This is a genomic window from Nonomuraea fuscirosea, assembly GCF_035917475.1.
Classification (GTDB): Bacteria; Actinomycetota; Actinomycetes; order Streptosporangiales; family Streptosporangiaceae; genus Nonomuraea; species Nonomuraea fuscirosea.
In genome coordinates this window covers 2164896-2185273 of the sequence record NZ_CP109074.1, presented here as the reverse complement: position 1 = coordinate 2185273, position 20378 = coordinate 2164896, and the positions used below count along the sequence as shown (strand labels likewise).

At 68.5% G+C, this 20378-nt stretch carries 16 protein-coding genes and 2 pseudogenes; 6 read left to right on the top strand and 12 right to left on the bottom strand.

The window, feature by feature from the left end; all coding sequences use genetic code 11:
• Positions 1 to 67: 67 nt before the first annotated feature.
• The 3 genes from OIE67_RS09755 (at position 68) to OIE67_RS09745 (ending at position 3161) form a co-directional block, all read left to right on the top strand.
• A complete protein-coding gene (locus OIE67_RS09755) occupies positions 68 to 853 on the top strand; it encodes a 3-oxoacyl-[acyl-carrier-protein] synthase III C-terminal domain-containing protein (protein WP_326638743.1) in 786 nt (261 codons plus the stop codon).
• Between the two features lie 20 nt (positions 854 to 873).
• Positions 874 to 1722 (top strand): hypothetical protein, encoded by an 849-nt coding sequence (locus OIE67_RS09750; protein WP_326638741.1) that lies wholly within the window; start codon positions 874 to 876, stop codon positions 1720 to 1722.
• A gap of 164 nt (positions 1723 to 1886) precedes the next feature.
• Complete coding sequence (locus OIE67_RS09745; RefSeq protein ID WP_326638739.1) at positions 1887 to 3161, top strand: MATE family efflux transporter; 1275 nt, start codon at positions 1887 to 1889, stop codon at positions 3159 to 3161.
• A gap of 15 nt (positions 3162 to 3176) precedes the next feature.
• On the opposite strand, the gene OIE67_RS09740 is transcribed toward OIE67_RS09745, so the two are convergent.
• Genes OIE67_RS09740 through OIE67_RS09700 form a run of 9 tightly spaced genes read right to left on the bottom strand, consistent with a single transcriptional unit; the run spans position 3177 to position 12871 of the window.
• Positions 3177 to 3884 (bottom strand): IS3 family transposase, encoded by a 708-nt coding sequence (locus OIE67_RS09740; protein ID WP_326645292.1) that lies wholly within the window; start codon positions 3882 to 3884, stop codon positions 3177 to 3179.
• A gap of 28 nt (positions 3885 to 3912) precedes the next feature.
• On the bottom strand, positions 3913 to 4950 hold the full coding sequence (locus OIE67_RS09735) for an alcohol dehydrogenase catalytic domain-containing protein (protein ID WP_326638737.1): 1038 nt from the start codon (positions 4948 to 4950) through the stop codon (positions 3913 to 3915).
• Positions 4947 to 6791, bottom strand: a complete 1845-nt coding sequence (locus OIE67_RS09730; RefSeq protein WP_326638735.1) for a hypothetical protein — start codon at positions 6789 to 6791, stop codon at positions 4947 to 4949. The genes OIE67_RS09735 and OIE67_RS09730 overlap by 4 nt, the downstream gene beginning before the upstream one ends.
• Positions 6792 to 6797: 6 nt before the next feature.
• A complete protein-coding gene (locus tag OIE67_RS09725; RefSeq protein WP_326638733.1) occupies positions 6798 to 7973 on the bottom strand; it encodes a DegT/DnrJ/EryC1/StrS family aminotransferase in 1176 nt (391 codons plus the stop codon).
• Positions 7960 to 8958, bottom strand: coding sequence for an NAD-dependent epimerase/dehydratase family protein (locus OIE67_RS09720; protein ID WP_326638732.1), 999 nt, complete (start codon positions 8956 to 8958; stop codon positions 7960 to 7962). Before OIE67_RS09720 ends, OIE67_RS09725 begins: the two co-directional genes overlap by 14 nt.
• Positions 8951 to 10258 (bottom strand): nucleotide sugar dehydrogenase, encoded by a 1308-nt coding sequence (locus OIE67_RS09715; RefSeq protein WP_326638730.1) that lies wholly within the window; start codon positions 10256 to 10258, stop codon positions 8951 to 8953. The genes OIE67_RS09720 and OIE67_RS09715 overlap by 8 nt, the downstream gene beginning before the upstream one ends.
• Before the next feature lie 59 nt (positions 10259 to 10317).
• Complete coding sequence (locus tag OIE67_RS09710) at positions 10318 to 11049, bottom strand: sugar phosphate nucleotidyltransferase (protein WP_326638728.1); 732 nt, start codon at positions 11047 to 11049, stop codon at positions 10318 to 10320.
• A 23-nt stretch (positions 11050 to 11072) separates the two neighbouring features.
• Positions 11073 to 12584 (bottom strand): amidase family protein, encoded by a 1512-nt coding sequence (locus OIE67_RS09705; protein ID WP_326638726.1) that lies wholly within the window; start codon positions 12582 to 12584, stop codon positions 11073 to 11075.
• Between the two features lie 17 nt (positions 12585 to 12601).
• Complete coding sequence (locus OIE67_RS09700; protein ID WP_168016530.1) at positions 12602 to 12871, bottom strand: acyl carrier protein; 270 nt, start codon at positions 12869 to 12871, stop codon at positions 12602 to 12604.
• Between the two features lie 160 nt (positions 12872 to 13031).
• Here OIE67_RS09700 and OIE67_RS09695 point away from each other — a divergent pair, with 160 nt between their 5' ends.
• On the top strand, positions 13032 to 13871 hold the full coding sequence (locus tag OIE67_RS09695) for a class I SAM-dependent methyltransferase (protein WP_326638724.1): 840 nt from the start codon (positions 13032 to 13034) through the stop codon (positions 13869 to 13871).
• Between the two features lie 14 nt (positions 13872 to 13885).
• On the opposite strand, the gene OIE67_RS09690 is transcribed toward OIE67_RS09695, so the two are convergent.
• The 3 genes and pseudogenes from OIE67_RS09690 to OIE67_RS55405 form a co-directional block, all read right to left on the bottom strand.
• Positions 13886 to 14767 (bottom strand): beta-ketoacyl-[acyl-carrier-protein] synthase family protein, encoded by an 882-nt coding sequence (locus OIE67_RS09690; protein WP_326638722.1) that lies wholly within the window; start codon positions 14765 to 14767, stop codon positions 13886 to 13888.
• A gap of 71 nt (positions 14768 to 14838) precedes the next feature.
• On the bottom strand, positions 14839 to 15531 hold the full coding sequence (locus OIE67_RS09685; protein ID WP_326638720.1) for a helix-turn-helix transcriptional regulator: 693 nt from the start codon (positions 15529 to 15531) through the stop codon (positions 14839 to 14841).
• Positions 15516 to 15809: pseudogene (locus OIE67_RS55405) on the bottom strand (transposase family protein); the annotation flags it as partial. The pseudogene OIE67_RS55405 and the gene OIE67_RS09685, both read right to left, overlap by 16 nt.
• A gap of 94 nt (positions 15810 to 15903) precedes the next feature.
• Between OIE67_RS55405 and OIE67_RS09680 the strand changes: the two are divergent.
• Both OIE67_RS09680 and OIE67_RS09675 read left to right on the top strand, forming a co-directional pair.
• Positions 15904 to 16458: pseudogene (locus OIE67_RS09680) on the top strand (hypothetical protein); the annotation flags it as partial.
• Positions 16459 to 16998: 540 nt separating this feature from the next.
• Entirely contained in the window at positions 16999 to 20163 is a 3165-nt protein-coding gene (locus tag OIE67_RS09675; protein WP_326638717.1) for an AfsR/SARP family transcriptional regulator, read from the top strand.
• Positions 20164 to 20378: the final 215 nt, after the last annotated feature.

The window sequence follows — 20378 nt, the reverse complement described above, 5'->3', positions numbered from 1 at the left end:
CCAGGAAATCAAGCAATACCGTCTGTACTACGGGTTCTCCGAGATCCGGGTGGATCATGACCGGAGCATGGCGGAGCACCTCATCGCCGCTGGGCGGGGGTTGACGGAGCTGCGCGGCCAGGAGCACCTGGTGCGCTACGTGCTCCAGGCGAAGACCATGCCGGTGTCCGCACCGTACCCGGTCAACCCGCTGCACGAGGCCCGCGCGGCTCTCGGCCTGACGCACGCGCCGGCGTTCTCCGTCAGCCAGCAGGCCTGCGCCTCCGTACTGGTCTGCGTCGAACTGGCGGGGCGGATGCTCGCGCAGGACGGTGATCCGGACGCTCTTGCCCTGGTCTTCGCCGGGGAGAAGACCTTCACCGACGACGCGCGCGTCCTCGGGGCGACGGCCGTGATGGGCGAGGGCGTAGTGGCGCTCCTGGTCCGGGCGGGCGACACCGGCAGGGACCGGATGCTCGGTTACGCCTCCCGCATCTGCGGCGAGTTCTACCGCGGCTCCCGGATGACGGACGAGGATCACGAGAGATGGGCGGTGCGTTACCCCGACGTGCTCGTCGAGGTCATCACCGCCGCCCTCGGCCACGCGGGCCTGACGATCGACGACATCCGCCTCATTCTGCCGCACCACGTCAATCAGCTGTCCTGGCGCAAGGTGATCAAGGGCCTGGGACTCAAGAACCTTGACCGCCTCTACCTGGACAACCTCTCCAAAGTCGGGCACTGCTTCGGCGCCGACGCCTTCATCAACTACTGCTCGGCCCGCGCGGACGGCAGGCTCACGCCCGGCGACCGCTACCTGATGACCGCGGTCGGCCTGGGCGCCACATTCTCGGCCATGGTCTTCGAGCACTGAACCGGAAGGAAGGCCACGCGGTGTACATCGGACCGAAGCCGGACGGCATCGGGGCGGACCTGCGCCTTGCCCACATCGACCACTGCGCCTTCGACGGGCTGAGCGCCTTCAACGATCTGGACCGCACCTATTTCGGCCATCTGTGGGAGCTGTTCGGGCTCCCGTGGGAGGACGCGTACCTCGCGGGTCGCCGGACCACCTTCCACGACATGACCGGGCCGATGCTCGGCCGGCTCGGGCCGCTTGCCGAAGGGTTCGACGCGGCGGTGCTCGCCAGCTCCACTCCTGACGCGGAGCCCGGCTTTCCCATGCCGTTCCTGGAGCATGTGCTCGACGGCATCGACACGGTGTTCGCGATCTCCGACCAAGGCGCCGCAGGCGCGTTCACCGCGCTCCGGCTCACCGCGACCACCCTGCCCCCGGGTTCCCACGGACGTGCGCTCGTCCTCGTCATGGACCAGGCGACCGTATGGCAGGGGCCGCCGATCCCCGAGGACATCCGTCCCACCCGCGACATGGCCGTGGCGCTCGTCCTCGACCGCGACGGCGCACTCGGCGCCCCCAGGGTCCGTCAGCACGCCGGGGTGTCGGCATCCGATGTCGTCACCCTGCTGCGGACTGAGGTGGAGGAAGCCGGAGCGGTCACCGCGATCTGCCGACCGGCCTTCGCCCCGTACTGGGCGAAGGCCGGTGTCAGCGCGGACGTTCTGCGCGTCCCTGCCGGACTGCCGTGCACCGGGCTGTGGGTCACGCTCTCGGAGCACTGCGCCGACCTCCCGGAGACGTCGGACCGGAAGATCGTCCTGGCGGACTACGACCCGCACCTCGGATACCTGAGCCTGTGCCGGCTCGACACGGCAGCGGCCTGAATCAGGCGCTTCCCATGGTCATTCCTCGGTGAATGTTGCTAGCGTCCCGTGAGTCCTTTTCACACCCCGCCGTCGCACTCCTGGAGGCTCGTATGTTCTCCTTAACCACGCAGGAGAGAAGGGACGTGTGGCGCACCATTTCGGGCCTCGCAGTCCCGCTCTTCGTGGCTGAGTCCCTTAATTTCGCCGTCCAGCTCGGCATCGTGGCCATCCTGGGGCGTATGGGGGGCGACGTCATCTATATCCGCTCCCTGTATCAGCCGGTCAGCCTCGTCATCCTCGCCGTGACCGTGGGCTTCGCGGTCGCCAACCAGGTGGCCGCCGCGATCGGCAAGGGGGCCGGGCGTCCGCGGGACGTCATGGCGAACGCCGCCAGCCTGGCCAGGGTCTGGCTCGGGCTCGGCGCCGCCCTGTTTCTGGTTCTCATGATCGCTGCTCCCCTACTGGCCGGGTTCTTCCAGGTGGACGCCGAGCAGCGGGACGCGTTCGTCTCCTTCCTGCGCTGGACCAGCGCCGCCGGGCTGCTGACCATCGGGCCGGAACTCTGCGCGTCGAGCCTGCGCGGCTACGGGTATGTGCGGCACGCTACCCTGCTGGTCGTCTTCACGGCGGGCGTACGGATCGGCCTCGTGGCCGGTCTCGGGCTCGGCACCGACATCGGGATCGCGGCGGTCCCGATAGCCGAGGCGACGGCGGGTGTGGCCGGCCTGGCCATGGGGTTGGTCCTGCTGCGCCGCACCGAACTGTGGCATCCGCCGGCCGCCCTGGTCTGGCGGCGCGAAGTCCTCACCGACCTGCGCCGCATCGGCGTGCCCATCGCGATGTCGTTCTTCGTGATCTCCGCGTACAACCTCGCGGTCATCGGCGTCCTCGGGAACTACGGGCCGGACGCCGTGGCCGGTTTCACGGTCGTGTCCACCATGCAGAACCTCGTGCTGCTGCCGGGAATGGTCCTCGGCACGGCCACCGCGATCACCATCAACCAGCAGCGCGGGTCGGGCGACTGGCCGCGCATACGTGCGTCGATGCGCGGCGGCATCGAGGTCACCGTCATGGCCTACGTGGTGATCGCGTTGCTGGTGTGGTCGGTGCACGAGCAACTGGCAGGGCTGATCAGCGGTGACGCCGGGGTGGCCGTGGCCGCCGGCAGCTACCTGGGCGCCGTGGCGCTCACCTACGCCGTCCAGGGCCCGGTACTCATGTCGCTGACCGTCATGGAGGAAACCGGCGGCGGCCTCCGGGCGATCGTGCTCAACGCCATCTACTTCGGCCTGATCGTCGCGGTCAGCACCGCCGCGACCCACGCCACCGGCACGGTGGACAGCTTCTACGCCTCGGTGGCCTACTGCAACCTGATCGGTGTGAGCGTGCCGGTCGTCGCCCTACGGCACATTCGGAAACTGTCAGCCGAGGGAAGCGCACGGACGGCTGCCACTTGATCCGAGGTTGCAGGTTCACGTCCTGCGCGACGCACCGTTGTGATGTGGACTTCCCCGTTTCGACGGAGCGGCCAGTTCTGGTGTCTGCCCGCGCGGCCGGCTGGTTGTGACCGGTCGGCCGGAGCGGTCGCGGCTGGTCACGGTGAACTCGACCAGCCGGGCGGGCAGGCTCTTGGCGCCGTTCTTGACCCGCCACACCAGGTGCGCCCCGGTCGCGGACGCGCGGATCCGCCGGTCCATCGAGAAGAATCCCCGATCGGCCAGGTTGACGGCCCGAACGCGCACGATTCGGCCCCCACCGGCGGCACGTCGGCCGCAGTGGCGACGAACAGCCGTTCCCACACCGCGGAACCCATGGACGGCCGGATTCCCGTTGTCCTGCAGGCGTTGCGAGAAACGGAAACTCGTGTGTAGATGCCGTATGCAAGGGCGTTGCTGCGGGTCCTGCCTGGCCGCCCCACCGCGCCGGCCACGACGCAGGAACGCCCCGCGCCGGTCCTGGCCCGCGATCAGCCGCTCGACGCGTTGACGACCGACGCGGATCCCATCACGGCGCAGCTGCCGATGCACGCGATCGGCGCCGTAGGCGAACCCGAACATCTCCCGGATCTCATCGATCCAGTTGCGCAGCGCGTCGTGATTCACGTTCAACTGCTCGGCCAGCCGCCGGATCGTCGGCTTCGGGTCCGACTCGCGATACAGGCGTACGGCACGCGCCCTGATTCTGCACCTCGGCGAGGCCTCGCCAGGGTCACACTTCGGACGGAGCGAGGACGACCTTGAAGGCTTCGCGGCGGTCGAACAGGTCGTAGGCGTCGGCGGCCGCGGACAGCGGCAGCCGGTGACTGATCAGCTCGGACGGGTCCAGGCGCTTGTGGCGCAGCAGCGCGAGCACCGGCTCGCGGATGTCGATCGGGTCGCCTACGACGAAGCGTACCGTCAGCTCCCGGGCGAAGGCGGTGCCCGCGGGGAAAGAGGCGTCGGCATGGTGCACGCCGACCGCGGCGATGGTGGCCCGTGGGGCCGCGGCCCCGACGGCGGTGGACAGGGCAGCCGGTGCCCCCACGGCCTCGATCACGGCATGCGCTCCCCAGCCTCCGGTCAACTCAGCCGTCAAAAGGGCGAGTTGCGTGGGGGCGACGATCCGTCCGGGACCGGTGAAGCCTGCGCGCCGCCCGGCGTCGCTGTCGGCCAGGACGACTTCGGCGGCCCCGGCGAGCCGGGCGCAGGCCGCCGCGAGGACGCCGACCGGTCCCGCCCCGACCACCGCCACGACGTCGCCCGGTCGCACCCGCGCGCCCATCACCGCCGCGTACGCCGTGCTCAGGACGTCTCCGACGAACAGTGCCTGCTCGTCGGAGACACCGTCAGGCGTGGCGCACAGAACGACGTCCGCGAACGGGACGCGGACGTATTCGGCCTGGCCACCCGCGATCGCGGGACCCACCAGGGTGGAGGAACCGAACAGGCCGACCGACACGCATTGGTAGTGCATGCCGTGCGCGCAGGGCGCACACGAACCGCAGGCGACTATGTCGGAGGCGAACACCCGCTGTCCGGGCGCGAACGGTACCAGTGGGCCCGCCTCGGCGACCGTGCCGGCGAACTCGTGCCCGAGCACCGTGCCGGACGCGAACGAGGGTGTCTCGCCCCGGTAGGGGTGCAGGTCGGTGCCGCACAGAGCCGTGCGGTGCACTTTGACGATCGCGTCCCGGGGCCCGGCGAGCCGGGGTTGTGGCAGCTCTTCGACTGCGACCTTCCCGGGCCCGTGGTAGACGACTGCCTTCACAACGCGGACTCCCTTCCGTGACTCGGGAGCCGTCGGCCCAGGACGGTCCATTCCTTGGCTCCGAGCGAGACGGCGTGGCGTGTGCCGGCGGTCGACAGCTGCGCCGAGATGGGGTGTTCACCATGGTTGACGACGACGAGCCCGCCGTCGCGGCCGCTCACGATCTCCAGGTCGGGCTCCTCGCAGCGCACCGCGGGCCGCACGTGGGCGATCGCGGCGATGCGTGCGTAGAAGAGGTGCCATCCGCTCGACGTGAGCAGTCCGGGTGCGCCGAACTGGCACTCCAGCGGTGCGTTGGTGAACAGCACGCGGCCCCGGCCGACGGCCTGCTCGACGAGGGCGGGCGACCCGTCGGGGTAACTCGCGAAGACCCGGCCGGTGGTGGCGACCATGGTGGTGGGTTTCATCGCCGCGGGATCCCATCGAAGTGGCCATCGCGCGTCGTCCCAGCAAAGCGCGCTCTTACCGTCGTCCCCGAGCCGGAAGTCGACGATCTCGGCCCCGACGAGGTCGGCTCCGGGCAGCCCGTGCAGATGGTCGCCGAGGGAGAGGTAGACGGTGGCGCCGCGCTCGGCGTGGGCCCGCAGCGCGTCGAGGTCGTCGAGGGTGAGCCGGTCCGCGGCCGGGCACATGACGAGGTCGTGCCGGTCGTGGTCGAGTCCCGCGGAGGTGACCACGTCGGCGTCCACGTGGGCCCGCTTGAGCAGGAGATAGGAGTGGAAGGCGGCGACCGCGCTGCCCGCACCGTCCAGGTACGAGGTGCCCTGGCCGCGCAGACGGTGCGGCAGCACGAGGGCGGCGGAGGCGGGCGCACGCGCGGCCGTGAGAACGCTGGCGTGGTCGAGGACCTGTCGGTAGGTGCCCATGGTGGGTTTCGGGGTGCCCTCCAGGGTGTGCAGCCCGACATATCGCTCGGCCGGGCGTTCCCGGTACGGCTCCGCCGCCGACGCGATGTCCTGCCAGCACCAGACGAAGACTCCGGCGGCGCCGTTGGCGAGGACCGACGCGGTGGCCGCCGAGAGGAAGGACGCGGCGGTGCCGGTGTGCACGCCGTAGCTGCCCAGTTCGTCGATGAGCACCGGGCCGTAGGCCGAGCCGACGGCGGCCAGGAACGACGGCAGGTTCGTCGCCTTGTACGACAGAGTCGACTCGATCCCGCCGGGGGCCCACGGTGGGAACCCGTGCAGGGCGATCAGATCGAGCTCCCGCTGGTTGTCGCAGCCGTACGGGCCGCCGCCGAACACCGCCGACGGGTCGTTGGCCTGCATGACGAGTGCGCCGGGCGCCTCCTCGCGAAGGGCGTCGGCGAGCCGCCGGTACCAGCCGGCGACCTCTTCCTTGGTCAGGGAGAGCGCGTCGGCCTCGTCGATGTTCCACAACTCGTCGCCGAGGTCGTAGGCGAGGACATTGCCGTGGGCGTGCGCGGTCTTGGCCACGGCTCGCGCGTACGCCTCCTCGGCGGCGAGCAGGTCCGGATCGCGCCACACACTGCGCCCCCGCCGCCAGGGCAGGTCGAGGCGCTGGCCGTTCATCCATATGGTCAGAAGCGACAGAACGCAGGACAGACCCGCCTCTCCGGCCGCGCGGACGGCGGTGTCCAGACGGTTGAGCATCTCGGAGTCCACCGCGTGCTCCGTGGGCATGAAGTCGCGCCAGAACAGGAAGAGCCGCACCGAGTTCAGACCCGCTTCGGCCATGCGCCCGAAGTCGGCCCGAAGGGCGTCCTCGTCCCAGTCCACCCACCAGCGGCAGCCGGCGGCCGAGGGGTGATGGTCCACACCGAGCGCCACGAAGGGAAGCCCGGCGCGGTGAAGGCGGCGGTCGGTCGTGGTGATCTCCACTGTGGCTCACTCCCCCGCGAGAACGTCGGCCAACCGGTCCACGACGTACGCCACGTCGTCGTCGCCGAGACGGGCGTGCAGCGGCAGCGACAGCAGCCTGCGTGCGACCGACTCGGTACGTACGAGCCGTTCGCGCGGGATGGCGTCGGCACGCAGGCCGTCCGGGTCGTCCTGGTAGTACGCCATCAGATGCGTCGGCGGATAGTGCACGGAAGTGGGTACTCCCGCCGCGCGCAGCCGCCGCCTGATCCGTTCCCGGTCGCTGCCCTCGGGCAGGAGTACGGGCAGCAGATGGTGAGCCGAGGCGCCCTGGTGCCCGGCGAACGGCACGTCCAGCCCGCTGATCCCGGCCAGACCGCCGTGGTACAGGGAGACCAGGTCGCTGCGGCGGGACCGGTCGCCGTCGAGCCTGCCGAGCTGTACCGAGCCGAGGGCGGCGGCCATCTCGGTGGGCCGGTAGTTGAGGCCGACGCCGGTGACGTCGTATCCGGCGGAACCGCTCGCCGTACGGCTTCGGGAGGAGCCGTCGATGCAGTGCGAGCGCAACGACCGTACGCGGGCCAGCAGTTCGGCGTCCCGGGCGAGGATCATGCCGCCCTCGCCGGTGGTCAGATTCTTGGTGGCGAAAAAGCTGAAGCAGCCGATGTCGCCGACCGTGCCGAGTACGCCGTCGGGCGTGGAGACGACCGGACTGTGCGCGGCATCCTCGACGAGGGGGAGCCCGTGCCGGTCGGCGAGGGCCCTGACCTGTGCGACGGAGGCCGGATATCCCCCGTAGTGCATGACCACGATGGCCCTGGTGCGCTCGGTGATCAGCCGCTCGATGTCGGCGGGGTCCACCGTGAGGTCCCGTGCGCCGTGGATGTCGGCCAGGACCGGTACGACTCCGTGCAGGGCGCAGCACGCCGCTCCCGCCACGAAGGTCAGCGACGGCATGATGACCTCGTCCCCCGGCCGCAGGCCGAGCGCGAGCACCGCCAGGTGCAGCGCCGCGGTGCCGCTGCTGACGAAGACCGCGTCCCGCGCCCCGGCAGCGGCCGCGAACTCCTCCTCGAAGACGCGGGTCCGCCGGTCGGCGGAGAGCCAACCGGAGGTGAGGACGTCCGTCACGGCGTCGATCTCGGGCCGGCCGATCGTGTTGTCGGAGAAGGCGATCTCGCGCCGCGTCTCACTGACTGCCATGCGGGACTCCTTCGGCGGACGGGCCGCGACGCTCCCCCTTGTACCAGTCGAGCATTTGCCGCAGGCCGCTCTCCAGGGGCACGGAAGTGCGCCCGGGCAGGAGCCGGCGCAGCCTGGACAGGTCCGGCAGGCGGCGGGCCGGCGAGTTTGCGGGGGCGCCGAGGAACTCGAGACGCGGAGAGACCCCGGCAACCTGCAACAGCAGCCGGGCCAGTTCCGCGATCCGGATCTCCTGTGTGTCGTCGCCGATGTTGGCGATCACCGGTCCGGGGTCCGGCAGCCGGGTCAGGGCGACGGTGGCCGCCACCGCGTCGTCGACATGGCAGAAGGCGCGGGTCTGCTCGCCCCCGTAGACCCGGAACGGGTCCTCGCCGTCCAGGACGCGGCCAACGAACTGCGGGATGACGTGGGAGTGGCCCATGCGCGGTCCGTAGACATTGAAGTAGCGCCCGATACGTACGCGCAGCCGGTCGGCGCGGTACAGCAGCATGCTCTCGGCGACGGCCTTGCTCAGCGCGTAGCTGGACCGCGGCGCATGCGGCTCGGTCAGCACGAACGGCACTTTCTCGGATGTCGGGAAGGTGGCCGCCCCCAGGTGTGCGGCGCCGTCCGCGAATTCGCTGGTGGAGCTGAGGAACACGGTGTCGGGACGGGTCAGGTCGCACCAATCGAACAGGTGGGTCGCGGCCAGCACATTGGTGCGCAGGACCCGCCCGGGGTCGTCTTGGGTACGCTGGACGCCGACGACGGCGGCCAGGTGGTAGACGGTGTCCACACGTGTCGGGAACGCCTCGGCCGGGATCGGCCGGGTCAGGTCGTGGCGGACGAGCCGGGCACGGCGTTCAAGATCGGCGAAGGTGGCGTCGCTCTGCCCTCGGGAGAAGTCGTCGACCAGGGTGACCTCGGCACCCTCGTCGAGCAGCCTGCGCGCCAGATGAGCGCCGATGAACCCGGCGCCGCCGGTGATGAGTGCGTGTTCAGCCACGGCCCAGCCTCATGTACGCGATGTCGGCCGCATCGGTGAGCGGCTCCTGCCAGAGCCCCCACATGTCGAAGACCACCGGGGCCGAGGTCAGCGCTGCCGCGATGTCGTCGCGAACGTATCGCGGGTGGTCGCTCAGGAGCAGCACCACGTCCGCCTTGCGCAGCCCATCCATCAGGGGGGTGGGGTGCAGCCCCATGGCGGCGATCCGCTCGGGCGCGACGACGAAGTCGTGGCCGAGCAGCCGCGCCACCCGGCCGGTCAGCTGGGCCTGGACGACGGCGGCGGCGGAGCCGCGTACGTCGTCGGTCTCGGGCCGTCCTTTGTAGGCGATGCCACACACCAGGACGGTGGCATCGGCGAGGGGGCGCCCGCGGCGCTCGAGCTCGGTGACGGCCCTGGCGACCACGTGCCGCGGCACCAGTTCGTTGATCTCCCGGGCCGCGGCCACCATCGGGGCGTGGTGGCCGGCCTGCCGGGCCGCCCGCATCAGCATGTACGGATCCTTGACGAGGCAGCTTCCGCCGACGTAGCCGGGCCGGGAGATGTCCGGGCGTGGATAGCGCAGGTTGGCGGCGTCGATCACCTCGTTGGCGTCGAGCGCGTGGCCCTCCGCGATCAGGGCGATCTCGTTGCCGAAGCCGTAGATGAGGTCGGTGTGCGCGTTGCACACCAGCTTCACCAGCTCGGCGGCCTCCAGGCTGGAGACGGTGACCCGGTCCGGCATGACGGGAGCGAGCAACTCGCTCGCCGCTTTGACGGACCGCTCGTCGAGGCCGCCGACGATCTGCGGCAGCGTGTGCAGTTCCGCGAGCGAGGTTCCCTGAATGGTGCGCTCGGGGCAGAACGCGAGCAGTGGCCTCGGTGTGTGCGCCCGCAGCCGGGGCAGCACGACCTCGCGGCAGGTGCCGACCGGCACGGTGCTGCGGACGATCACGACGCAGTCGTCGGTGACGGACGGCGCGATCATGTCGATGGCTGCTTCCACATGCCGCAGGTTGGGCTGGTCGCTCTCGGTGTCCGGCGAGGTACCGACGCACACGATGACGGCTTGGGGCGGCTCGTCAGGCAACTTCTCGCGGAAGGTGAGCTGTCTTTCGTCCAAACCGGCGAGCAGCCGGGGTATGCCCGGCTCCCGCAGGAGGGGCCGGCCGGCTCGGGCGGCGTCACGTACGCGGGGGTCAGTGTCGATCCCGACCACCCGGATGCCGGCCGCGGCGAGCGACGCGGCGAGCGGCAGGCCCACGTATCCCAGGCCGATCACCGCCACGTACGCGGAGTCCTCATCAGGTTCGACGACCACTATGTCCTCGCCTTCATGTTCTCGCAGCTGAGTGGAGAAGAAATGAGCAGGTGATCCGCTTACGGCTGCGGGGTTGCGATCTTCGGCACGAGGTAGGCGGTGGGGTCGGCGGCGAAGTCCCGTTGCGCGGCCTGGTAGCCCGCAGGGGTGCCGATGTCGTGCCAGACATCGGTGAACGAACTCGCCTGGACGGAGTGTCCCTCCTCGAGCAGGGCACGCATCAAGGCGGGCATGTCCGTCGGCTCCCGCATCGGTATCAGGTCTTTGGCCTTCGGGTCGACGACGTAGATGCCCGCAGAGACATCGAAGGGCAGCGACGGCTTCTCCCTGATGGCTCGCACCTCGTGGCCGGTCTCGGCGAACTCGATCACACCGAACGGGACGACCACGTGGCGGCGTTGGGTCGCGACCGTCATCCTCGCCCCGGAGTCGACGTGCAGCCTGTACAGGCGGCCGAAGTCGAGAGCCGTGAGGATGTCGCAGTTCATCACCAGTGCCGGCTCGTCCCAGTGCGGTACCTGCCGCAACGGACCCGCGGTGCCCAGCGGAATCGGGTCGTGGCAGTACTCGATGGCGATCTCCAGTGCGTCGCCCGAACCGATCACCTGCCTTATCATCTCGCCGAGGTGGGAGACACAGAGGGTGACCCGGTCGGCACCGGCCTCCCGCAGACGGAGCAGCGTTATCTCCAGCAGGGTGAATTCGCCGAACCTCATCAACGCCTTAGGGGTCTCGGCTGTCAAAGGCCCTAGCCGGGTGCCTTTCCCACCGGCGATGACGATTGCGTGCATGGATGGTCCTCCGATCCAGCCATTCACATTCGGGGGAGTGGATTGACTTGGGAACAATCTGGCGTGGCGCCGCGGTCATGGCTAACTCCAGGTGCCCGCCCGACAGAGCTGGCTGAATTGCCATGCCGGACCCGTGGGGGCCCGAGAGGTTCGAGCAGTTCGTACAGCCGCTGAGCGAGCGACAGCGGCGTACGGTCCTCCAGGTAGGGGCCGACGACCGCGATGCCGATGGGCAGGCCGCGACTGTCGCGGCGCACAGGGACGACCGTGGTCGGAAGGCCGGCCAGGCCCGTCAGATTGGCCCACACCATCTGGTCCCAGTACGGGCGTGGAGCACCGTCGACCGTCAGGGTCCGCTCGGCGAACGGGCGGGCGTCGTGGGGGCCGACCAAGGAGGGGACGACGGGTAGGAGCAGAGCGTCGAAGTGCGTGAAGAACAACTGCCACCGCGCCCGCAGCCGCTCGCGCCTGGCGTGCGCCTGCATCCAGTCCCGGTAGCTCTGTGCGACGTACTGCGCGCCGAGGCCGTCACCCGGCGCGCGGTCAGCAGAGTTGATGGCGGCGATGTCCGCGGCACTGTAGTCCTTCAGCGCCACGGAGGCGAGTAGCCTGCGGCCCACCTCGTCGCTCTCGTCCAGCCGGATGCCGGACGGCCGGGTCTGCTCGACAGGCACGCCGTCGGCTTCCAGCACCCAGGCCACGTGTCCCAGTGCGCCGCGAATCTCGGCGTCGACCGGGCAGTACGGATCGTCCGGCCAGATCGCCACCCGCCGTACGGTCCTGGCGGGCGGCAGCTCCACCCGCCAGGCCGGTCTGTCCGCCTGGCTCGGGCCGACCAAAAGGTCGAGGAGCACGGAGAGGTCGCCGGGCGTGGACGCCAGCGGACCCGCCACCGCGAGATCCGGTTCGATCGGCTGGTATGGGGGGTGGTGACCGCGGATCGGCACGATGCCGTAGCTCGGCCGGTGCCCGTAGACCCCGCAGGCGGCGGCCGGGATCCTGATCGATCCCGCGATGTCGGAACCCAGGTCGGCGGCACAGAACCGGGCGGCGACCGCTCCGGCGGAGCCGCCGGAGGAACCGCCGGTGGTGTACCGCGGATCCCAGGGGTTGGCAGCCGCCCCGAATAGGGGGTTCGCAGATTGAAGGTCACCGCAGTTCTCCGCCAGGTTGGTCTTGGCGAACACGATGCAGCCGGCCGCTCTGAGCGCGGCCACGGCGTCCGCGTCACGGCTGGGGATGTTGCCGGCGAGGGCGCGGGACCCCGCGGTGGTGCGCAGACCCTGCGTGGAGAAGCTGTCCTTCACTGTCATCGGAACGCCGTGCAGCGGACCGAGCGACTCACCGCGCAGTACGGCCTCGTCGGCTTCGCGCGCCCACCGCTCGGCCCGTTCGTCGATGGTGACGACCAGGCGTAACTCCTTGTTGCGGCAGTCAATACGGGTGAGGGCCTCCGCGAGAATCTCCGTCGCGGAGACCCGGCGGGCGGCCACGGCGTCGGCGATCTCCCGGACCGACCAACCGGAACCGGTCATAGAGGTCGCCCTCCCGTTCAGAGGTGCTCACGCACGACCGCGGCCAGCGCCTCCGGTGTCGCGTCCTCGAACACGGCGAGCAGGAGTGCCGAACACAGGCGGGCGCTGGCCTCTTCCGTACCGTCGCTGAAGCGCTCGCCAAGGCGCGTGATCAACTCCACGGCGCGCACCGAGTCGCCCCCGGCGAGGAAGAAGTCCCGGTGGAGGTCCAGCGGTTCGCCGGACAGGACGCGCCCCATCTCCTGGGCGATCACCGTTGGTACGTCGTCCACCGTTCGCGGCTGCATCACGCGTCCTCTTCTCTCGAATCCTGCTGGCGTTGCCAGCTTCTGTCGGGCGCATAGCGGCAGGCCAGTCCCCATTGGGCGTCCCAAAGGCCCTGCCGGATCAGGTATGCCGGAGTATGGAGATTCTGCCGCTGCCAGCCGGTCGTTACATTGCTTGCCCATGGGCGAAGACAAGATGAACGGAGTCGGCGAGACCGCACGGTGGACGGCTGCTGCCAGAGCCCGTGAGAGTGCACGCCCCGACCGGCTGTTCGACGATCCCTACGCCTCGTTGCTCGCCGGACCGGAAGGCGCCGAACTCCTTCGGCATTTCCACACCTCACGAGCCTCCGACGAGGGCAATCCCTTCCTGCCGATCCGCACGCGCTGGTTCGACGACACCATCGCGAAAGGTCTGGCCGCGGGCCTGGTGCAGGTGGTTGGGCTCGGCGCGGGTCTCGACACCCGCGCCTACCGCCTCGCGTGGCCGGTCGGGACCACCGTGTACGAGGTGGACCAGCCGACTGTCCTGTCCTACAAGCTAGCCGTCCTCGACACGGCTGACGCCGTACCGCAGTGCGACCTGCGGACGGTTCCGGTGGACCTCGGCGACGACTGGGACGCGGCTCTGGCGGCGGCGGGCCACGACCCCCAGGTGCCGACGCTGTGGTTCACCGAGGGGGTGCTGTTCTACCTGCCGGAAAAAGTGGCCGGCGACGTGGTGCGCCGCGCCGCGAAGCTCTCCGCGCCCGGCAGCCGCCTGTGCGTCGATCTGATCGGGACCGGTATCTACCGCTTCCCGTACATGAAATCCTTCCTGCGCAAGCTCGAAGACGCGAGCAGTCCTTGGCGGTTCGGCACGGACGACCCGGGGAGCTTCCTGTCGGACAACGGCTGGACCGTGGACGTCGTGACCGAGCCCGGCCGGCCGGGCGCCGAGTACGGCCGCTGGTCCTCAGCCGCCAACCCGGCCAACCTGCCGGATCTGCCCCGTAGTTACCTGGTCGCGGGACACGTGTGAACGGCGTGAAGGCGCTACGGCACGATCATCGACGCCACACCGAGTTGATCCAGCATCGGGTCGTATTCCATGACGAGGACGGGCCCGGAATACCCGCCGTCGCCGCCGTCGCCGTCGTCGCCTCGCAGACTCCGGTCGAGCGTTTCCCACACTCCGGTGCAAACACGGCCGGCTTCCGCCCGATGGACACGGGACGAAAAGGAAGCGGCCTCGCCTCTCGGTATGCGCTCGCCGATGACGATGAGGGGGTCGCCGTCCAGTTTTGCTGTCACGATCCGCAACATCTCTCTCACTAGCGGACCGAGTTCCGCCTGCCCGCCGACCTTTCGCAGAGCAACGCTCGGCATTTCAGTACTAGTGGCAGATATATCTCGTGACAGAAGGATCGCCGCGGCAGCATCCACTTCAGGCTTGCCCGCGTCGTGGTCGTCGACGAGAGGCACGGCGCGCTGCTCGATCGCGACGACGGCCGCTCTTTCGCACTCTTCCTCTTGGAGGTGACACTGCGCGAGTTTCAGCGCGGTGAACGGGGCCAGCTTTCCCTGTTCCGTGACGGCGTAGACCATCTTCGCCGACGGAAATTCCTCGGCCAGGAACGAGCCGGCGCCTTTCGGGATGAAGAACTCGGTGTTCGCGTAGGCGAGGATGATCACATCGACGTGGTCGGATCCCGCACCACACCCTTCGAGGGCCCTGGCCGCCATTTCTCCGTACGAGCGCGATGTCACAGTGGAGAGAACAGCGGATTCATCGAGACCGTGCACGTCCGCCAGGTCGTTGAGGTATTCGTCTTCGCGCGATTGCGCGACCGTTTCAGCCGGAGCCACCGTATCCTCGCGCGGCTCGCCGGTGAACACGGTGCTGAACGTTTCAAGGACGGATGTCTGGATGGCCATCACACCTTAAGAGATGAAAGGAGCGGCGCGGTGACGGACCGGGATCCGGACCGTCACTTCATTGGTTCCGGCTATCCCAAATCCCCGGCCGACCGCTCCGGGACGAGGCCAGAGTCGATCGCCTGCACCGCCGCCGCGGTCCTGTTCGGTACACCCATTTTTAGCAGTATCGCAGTGACCAGCCGCTTTGCCCCGTGTGTGGAAATGCCGAGACCTCGGGCGATCTGTTTGTTGCTCATCCCTTTCACGAGCAGCGCCAGCGTCTGTTTCTCCCGGGCGGTGAGTTCCACATGAGCGCGCCTCCGGCGGGTCACCACCGGATACGCCTCGTTCAACAGCCTGTAGGCCAATTCGGAGGGTAGGGGGACTTCCCCGTTCACCAGTCGGCTGAGCGTGTCGTTGAGACGTTCCGCTGAGATGTACTCGAGAGCGAGGAACCCGTCCACGGGGAGAGAACTGAAGGACTCTATCTCCCGGGTGTGCAGATCGCTGCCGGTGACAAGAATTTTGGTGCGGTGGGCGGTGGGGTCCCAGATCCCCTCGAGGTCGGACCACAGATCGAAGGAGACGACCAGGACATCTATCTCGTCGTCCTCGATGAGGCCGGGCAGCGAGCGAAGATCCACACGCTGCACGGAGCGGACACCCGCGATCTGCTGCAGGACGGCCTCAAGACCATGCGCGATGACGTCGCTTCCGATGTGAAGCGCGACACTAAGGGAGGCATTTCCGTTGATGGGGGACGATGTCACCGTTTCCGGCACAAGTCTCTCCGCTCTCGATGGTTCACGGACAGCTGGAGAACTTCCCAAAATCTGTTTGAATTGTGTTTCGGTACGGGCCGTCGCTCGGAAGACTTCCAGTAGTTTGGCGACGGTGCGTAGCACTGCGGGATTTCCTCCGGTGAACGCAGGAAGCCGTTTTTGAGAACCTTCCAGCATTTCAGGTGGGCAATGGCCCGCTCGACGGCGGCCCGGATGCGGTTCAGTGCGGTATTGCAGGACTTGCGGGCTGGGGTGAGATCCCGGCCGGGTGGCTTCTTGTGCCGGGGCGTGGATCCCGGTGCCCTGTACTACATTCGTAGATCTTGATTCACGTTGCCGATCGGGTACGGAGAGTGATGTGAAGGTCTTCGGGTGGCCTTTGCCCTCACCTACGATCTGGTCGTGTCCTGGGATGCCGAGTTGTCTGCGTTGCCCGAGCGGATCGCCGGTCCGTTGTTCACCCGGTCCGAGCCGCGGGCGACGTTCGCTGACCTGGTTCGCGGTCTTTTGGCCGATGTACCGCGCAAGAACTCCTGGCAGCTGGCCGACCATGTCGGGCATGGCACGGCCTATCGGCTGGAATGGCTGTTGGTGATGGCGATGCTGGAGGAGGAACTGGCGGCCGGGACCCCGTTTCGGTACTTCACCGCCCATCCCGGATACGGGCGCGACCCCGGCTTGCGGGCCTTCTTCCATATCCGTCAGATGCCCTACGTGATGGCCGTCCCGGTGAATCTGCCCCTGCTCGATGTCCGGAGCGGGGCGCGTCGTCCGGACCAGGTGTTCACAGAGTTGGGGGTGGCCGCCTGGGAGCGCCGCTCGTGCGGTGCGGTCAGCCAGTACCAAGTCCGCGAATGGACCCCCTGGCACCGTCACGTCACCACCTGCATGCTCGCGCTGGCCTTCCTGTCCGTCGCCCGGGAGCGGGCCTGCTGACCCCGCCCCGGCTGATCCGGCCCTCTGCCTCCGAGATCCGCCGCGTCTTCGCCCGCCTCTTCATCCCCGCCGTCCGCCTCGCCCACCACGTTCTGGCCTGGTCATATTTCCGGCTAGTCCACCAAACCCGGGCGATGATCAGCCACTACAGACGGCGAGGAGACCCTCTCCCCCAAGATCTGCGATGTAGCACCCGCACGTCCGTCTTGCCCGGCGACGGCTCGTTCAGGAGGTCGACGACGGTCCTGCGCTCTGGCCGAGTAGACCTCTGAGCGCGTCCGCCGTCTCATTGCGGTAGGTCAGAGCGGGCTGGTTGCGTGAGACCAAGATCAGCCATTGCTCCCCTCGCCCCACGCCCAGTCGCTACCGTTGAGTAGTGGCGTCATCCGTGCACCACCGATTTCTGAGTGGGATTTGGGAGCACTGTGGCAATTGCGCGCATGGATCGCGCATGGATCTTGCATGGGGAGCCGGATGAGGAATTCGTCGCCTGACATACGGTTTCTTCTTCTCGGACCTCTGGAGATCGCCGTGGACGGCCGGGCCGCGCAACCGACCGGCAGGCAGCGGTCGCTGCTCGCGGCCCTGCTTCTCGACGCCGGTCGAGTGGTGTCGGTGGGGCGCCTGGCTGACCACATCTGGGGCGATGACCTGCCGCCCTCCGCCCCGGCACGGCTGCGCGCCCTGATCGCGGAGCTCCGGCGGGCGCTCGGGCCCCATGGGCGGGACGTCATCCTCACCCGAAGCCCGGGATACCTCCTTGACACTAGGGCGGCCGCGGTGGACGCCGACCAGTTCGTCTCTCTGGTGGAAGAAGCGCGCCGGGCGATGGAGGACGGCCTGCACCCGGAGGCGACGGACCTGTACGACCAGGCTCTCGCGTTATGGCGAGGCAGCCCCTTCGACGATCTGAGCTCCCCGGCCGCCCACGCGGAGCGATACCGGCTCGAGGAGCTCAAGTACGAGGCGGTCGAGGGGCGGGCAGCGGCGCTGCTAGCGATGGGGCAGGGCCGGTCGGTCATCCCGGCGCTCACCCAGTTCGTCGCCGAGCAACCGTTGCGGGAGAGGCCACACGCCCTGCTCATGCAGGCGCTCTTCGGCGACGGACGTGTCAGCGACGCCCTGTCGGTGTACCAGGGACTCCGAACCGCGCTCGTACGCGATCTCGGTGTGGATCCGAGCGATGAGCTGCAGCGGCTTCAGCAGCTGATACTCGAGGGGAGACCTCCGGCCAAGACTGCCAAGCCGGCGCTGGTCCCACGCCAGTTGCCACCCGCGAGCGGCCGCTTCGTCGGCCGCGCGGCGGCGCTGCGGCGTTTGGACGCTGGCCGGGTGAACCTCGTGGTCGGTCCCGCTGGCGTGGGCAAGACCGCGCTGGTGATCCACTGGGCTCATTCCGCGAGCCAACGCTTTCCCGACGGGCAGTTGTTCCTCAACATGCGGGGCTTCGACCAGCGGGAGCCGATGTCGTTGTCCGAGTCCCTGCTACTGCTGTTGCAGGGACTCGGTGTGGCGGCGAAGGACATTCCATTAGAGCTGGACGCGCAAGTCGCACTTTATCGCTCGCTCCTGGCAGGACGGCGGGTGCTGGTGATCCTTGACGACGTCGCCGACCCGGAACAGATGCGCGCGTTGTTGCCCGGCGACCCGGGATGCCATGCCGTCATCACAAGCCGTCACCGGCTAGCGAGCCTGGCGGCCCTGGACGGAGTCGAGCGCCTCACGCTGGATGTGCTGGACCGCGAGGAGACGCAGCGGCTACTCGCCAGAAGCATCGGTAAGGATCGCCTGCTACGGGAGCCGGAGGCCGCCGAAGAACTCATGGCGCTCTGTGGCCGGCTGCCGTTGGCGCTGTCCATCGCCGTGTCCTGGATCGGCGATCACGAACACCGGTTGATCGCCCACTACGTCGACCAACTTGCTGAACAGGGACGGCTGGTGCGTCTCCGCGTGGAGGGCCACGAAAGAGTCGCCGTGCAGGCAGCCCTCGATCTGTCGTACAAGGCACTGATGCCGGCGGCACAGCGGATGTTCCGCCTGCTCAGCCTGGCGGGTGGCGGCGAGATCTCCGTCGCGGCGGCGGCCGCTCTGACGAGAACGAGCCACGAGCGGGCGGTGGGCCTGCTCGGTGCCGTGGCGCGGATCCACCTCATCAAGGAGATCGGCCCACTGCGTTTCGCCGCCCACGATCTGGTGCTCGAGTACGCCGCGCAACGATGCACCGAAGAGGACCCCGCCGTCGAGCGGGAGTCCGCTGTCCGCCGGCTTCTCGACTATTACCTGTGTACGGTCATCGGCGCGATTGAAGCGGCCGGTATCGAGGTCCCCGATCTCGCCTATGATCACGCTCGGCCGGAGGTGACTCCCACACCCTTCGCTACCAAGCGGGAAGCACTCGACTGGCTCGACATCGAGTGGGACAACCTCGTGGTGGCCGTGTCGCGCGCGGCCACGCACGGGCCTCGGCCGTACGCATGGCTCCTGATCGAGGCCATGCATGACGTCCTGCAGCACCGGCGTGCACACGGAGACTGGCTCCGTATCGCGGAGATCGCGCTGATCGCCGCCGAGAGAGAGCAAGACCCCAGGGGGCAGGCCGCGATGTGCCGCCTGATCGGTCTGGTCCAATGGCGCATTGCCGATCTCAAGAGCGCCATGGACTATTTCGAGCGCGCGCTGGAACTGTCCCGCCAGGCGTCATGGCCGCAGGGTGAGGCCGTGGCGCTGCAGGGCTGTGGTGTGGTGTTCAAACAGCTGGGAGAGCCGCACAGAGCGATTCCCCTGTACCAGCGGGCCGTGGAGATCCATCACGCGCTGGGATCCAGGCGTGGTGAAGCACGTGGACTGAATAACCTGGCTTCGGCCCACCTCATGCTCGCCCAGCTCGCCCGCGCCGAGGAATGCCTGCAGGCGTGTCTCCCGCTGACCGACGAGTCTGGTGACACGCACATCCAGACACTGGCCCTGGTCAACCTCGCCCTAGTACGCCGGAATCAGGCCCGCCTCCCCGAGGCGCTGGAGGCTCTTGACGAGGCGCTGGCCGTGGCCCAGGCCGTTGGTCTGCGCTACGCCGAGGCGGTGACGTACGAGACGTTCGGCTGGACACATCGTGACGTGGGCCGTTACGAGCAGGCGATTGACTTCTTCGGCCGCGGCTTGGCCATCGCCGAGGAAGTCGAGAACAAACGGTGTCAGATCGCTTCGCTGGTCGGCATCGCGGAAGCGGAATCAGAACTCGGTAGAGCAGACGTCGCGCTCACGCGCCTTGACGCCGCGCTGGAACTCAGCGAACACACGGGGACATACCTTGATCAGGTGCTGATGGTCCGCGCGGAGTTCTACCACCGCCAAGGCCGGCCCAGAGACGCGCGTGTCACGATAGACCGATTGCTGCAGCCGGCGTTCACCGTCAATCCGCTGAATCTGCCACGCTTGCATGGCCTGCTCGCCACCATCCACCTGGAGGAGGGCGACAATGAGCGGTGCATCCAAGTGTGCGAGGACGCGCTGGAGATCACGCGGCGATCCGGGCAGCGGCTGGAATCCGCACGCCTCCTGATGACGCTCGGTCATGCCAGGAAAAACGCGACAAAGGAGGAGGCGCAGAGCCACTGGGAACAAGCCCACGCGTTGTTCACGGCCATCGGCGCCCCCGAACGGTCGAAAACCGCGGCACTGCTGGGACAAGCCTTGTGAATGCAGGTACAGAGCGCGGCTCCAGGGCCTTGGGGAGGCCCGTGAACGCCAGGGAAGGCGATGGTCGCAGCCACCTTTACGGTGCCCGTTCGCATGGTGCCCCCTGCGGGGGAGCGGACAAATGGGCAACGGAACGAACTGCGGGAACGGAAGACGGCCGTGGTGGTCACGGATCGCATACAGCGGGATGCTGCGCAAGCTCAGCACGGCTCTGA

What these genes read in the sequence shown, in the direction of transcription:
- OIE67_RS09755 (WP_326638743.1), top strand. Translation starts at nt 68, where the DNA reads ATGGCGGAGCACCTCATCGCCGCTGGGCGGGGGTTGACGGAGCTGCGC.
- OIE67_RS09725 (WP_326638733.1), bottom strand. Translation starts at nt 7,973, where the DNA reads ATGGCAGTCAGTGAGACGCGGCGCGAGATCGCCTTCTCCGACAACACG.
- OIE67_RS09710 (WP_326638728.1), bottom strand. Translation starts at nt 11,049, where the DNA reads ATGCACGCAATCGTCATCGCCGGTGGGAAAGGCACCCGGCTAGGGCCT.
- OIE67_RS09705 (WP_326638726.1), bottom strand. Translation starts at nt 12,584, where the DNA reads ATGACCGGTTCCGGTTGGTCGGTCCGGGAGATCGCCGACGCCGTGGCC.
- OIE67_RS09700 (WP_168016530.1), bottom strand. Translation starts at nt 12,871, where the DNA reads ATGCAGCCGCGAACGGTGGACGACGTACCAACGGTGATCGCCCAGGAG.
- OIE67_RS09695 (WP_326638724.1), top strand. Translation starts at nt 13,032, where the DNA reads ATGGGCGAAGACAAGATGAACGGAGTCGGCGAGACCGCACGGTGGACG.
- OIE67_RS09690 (WP_326638722.1), bottom strand. Translation starts at nt 14,767, where the DNA reads ATGGCCATCCAGACATCCGTCCTTGAAACGTTCAGCACCGTGTTCACC.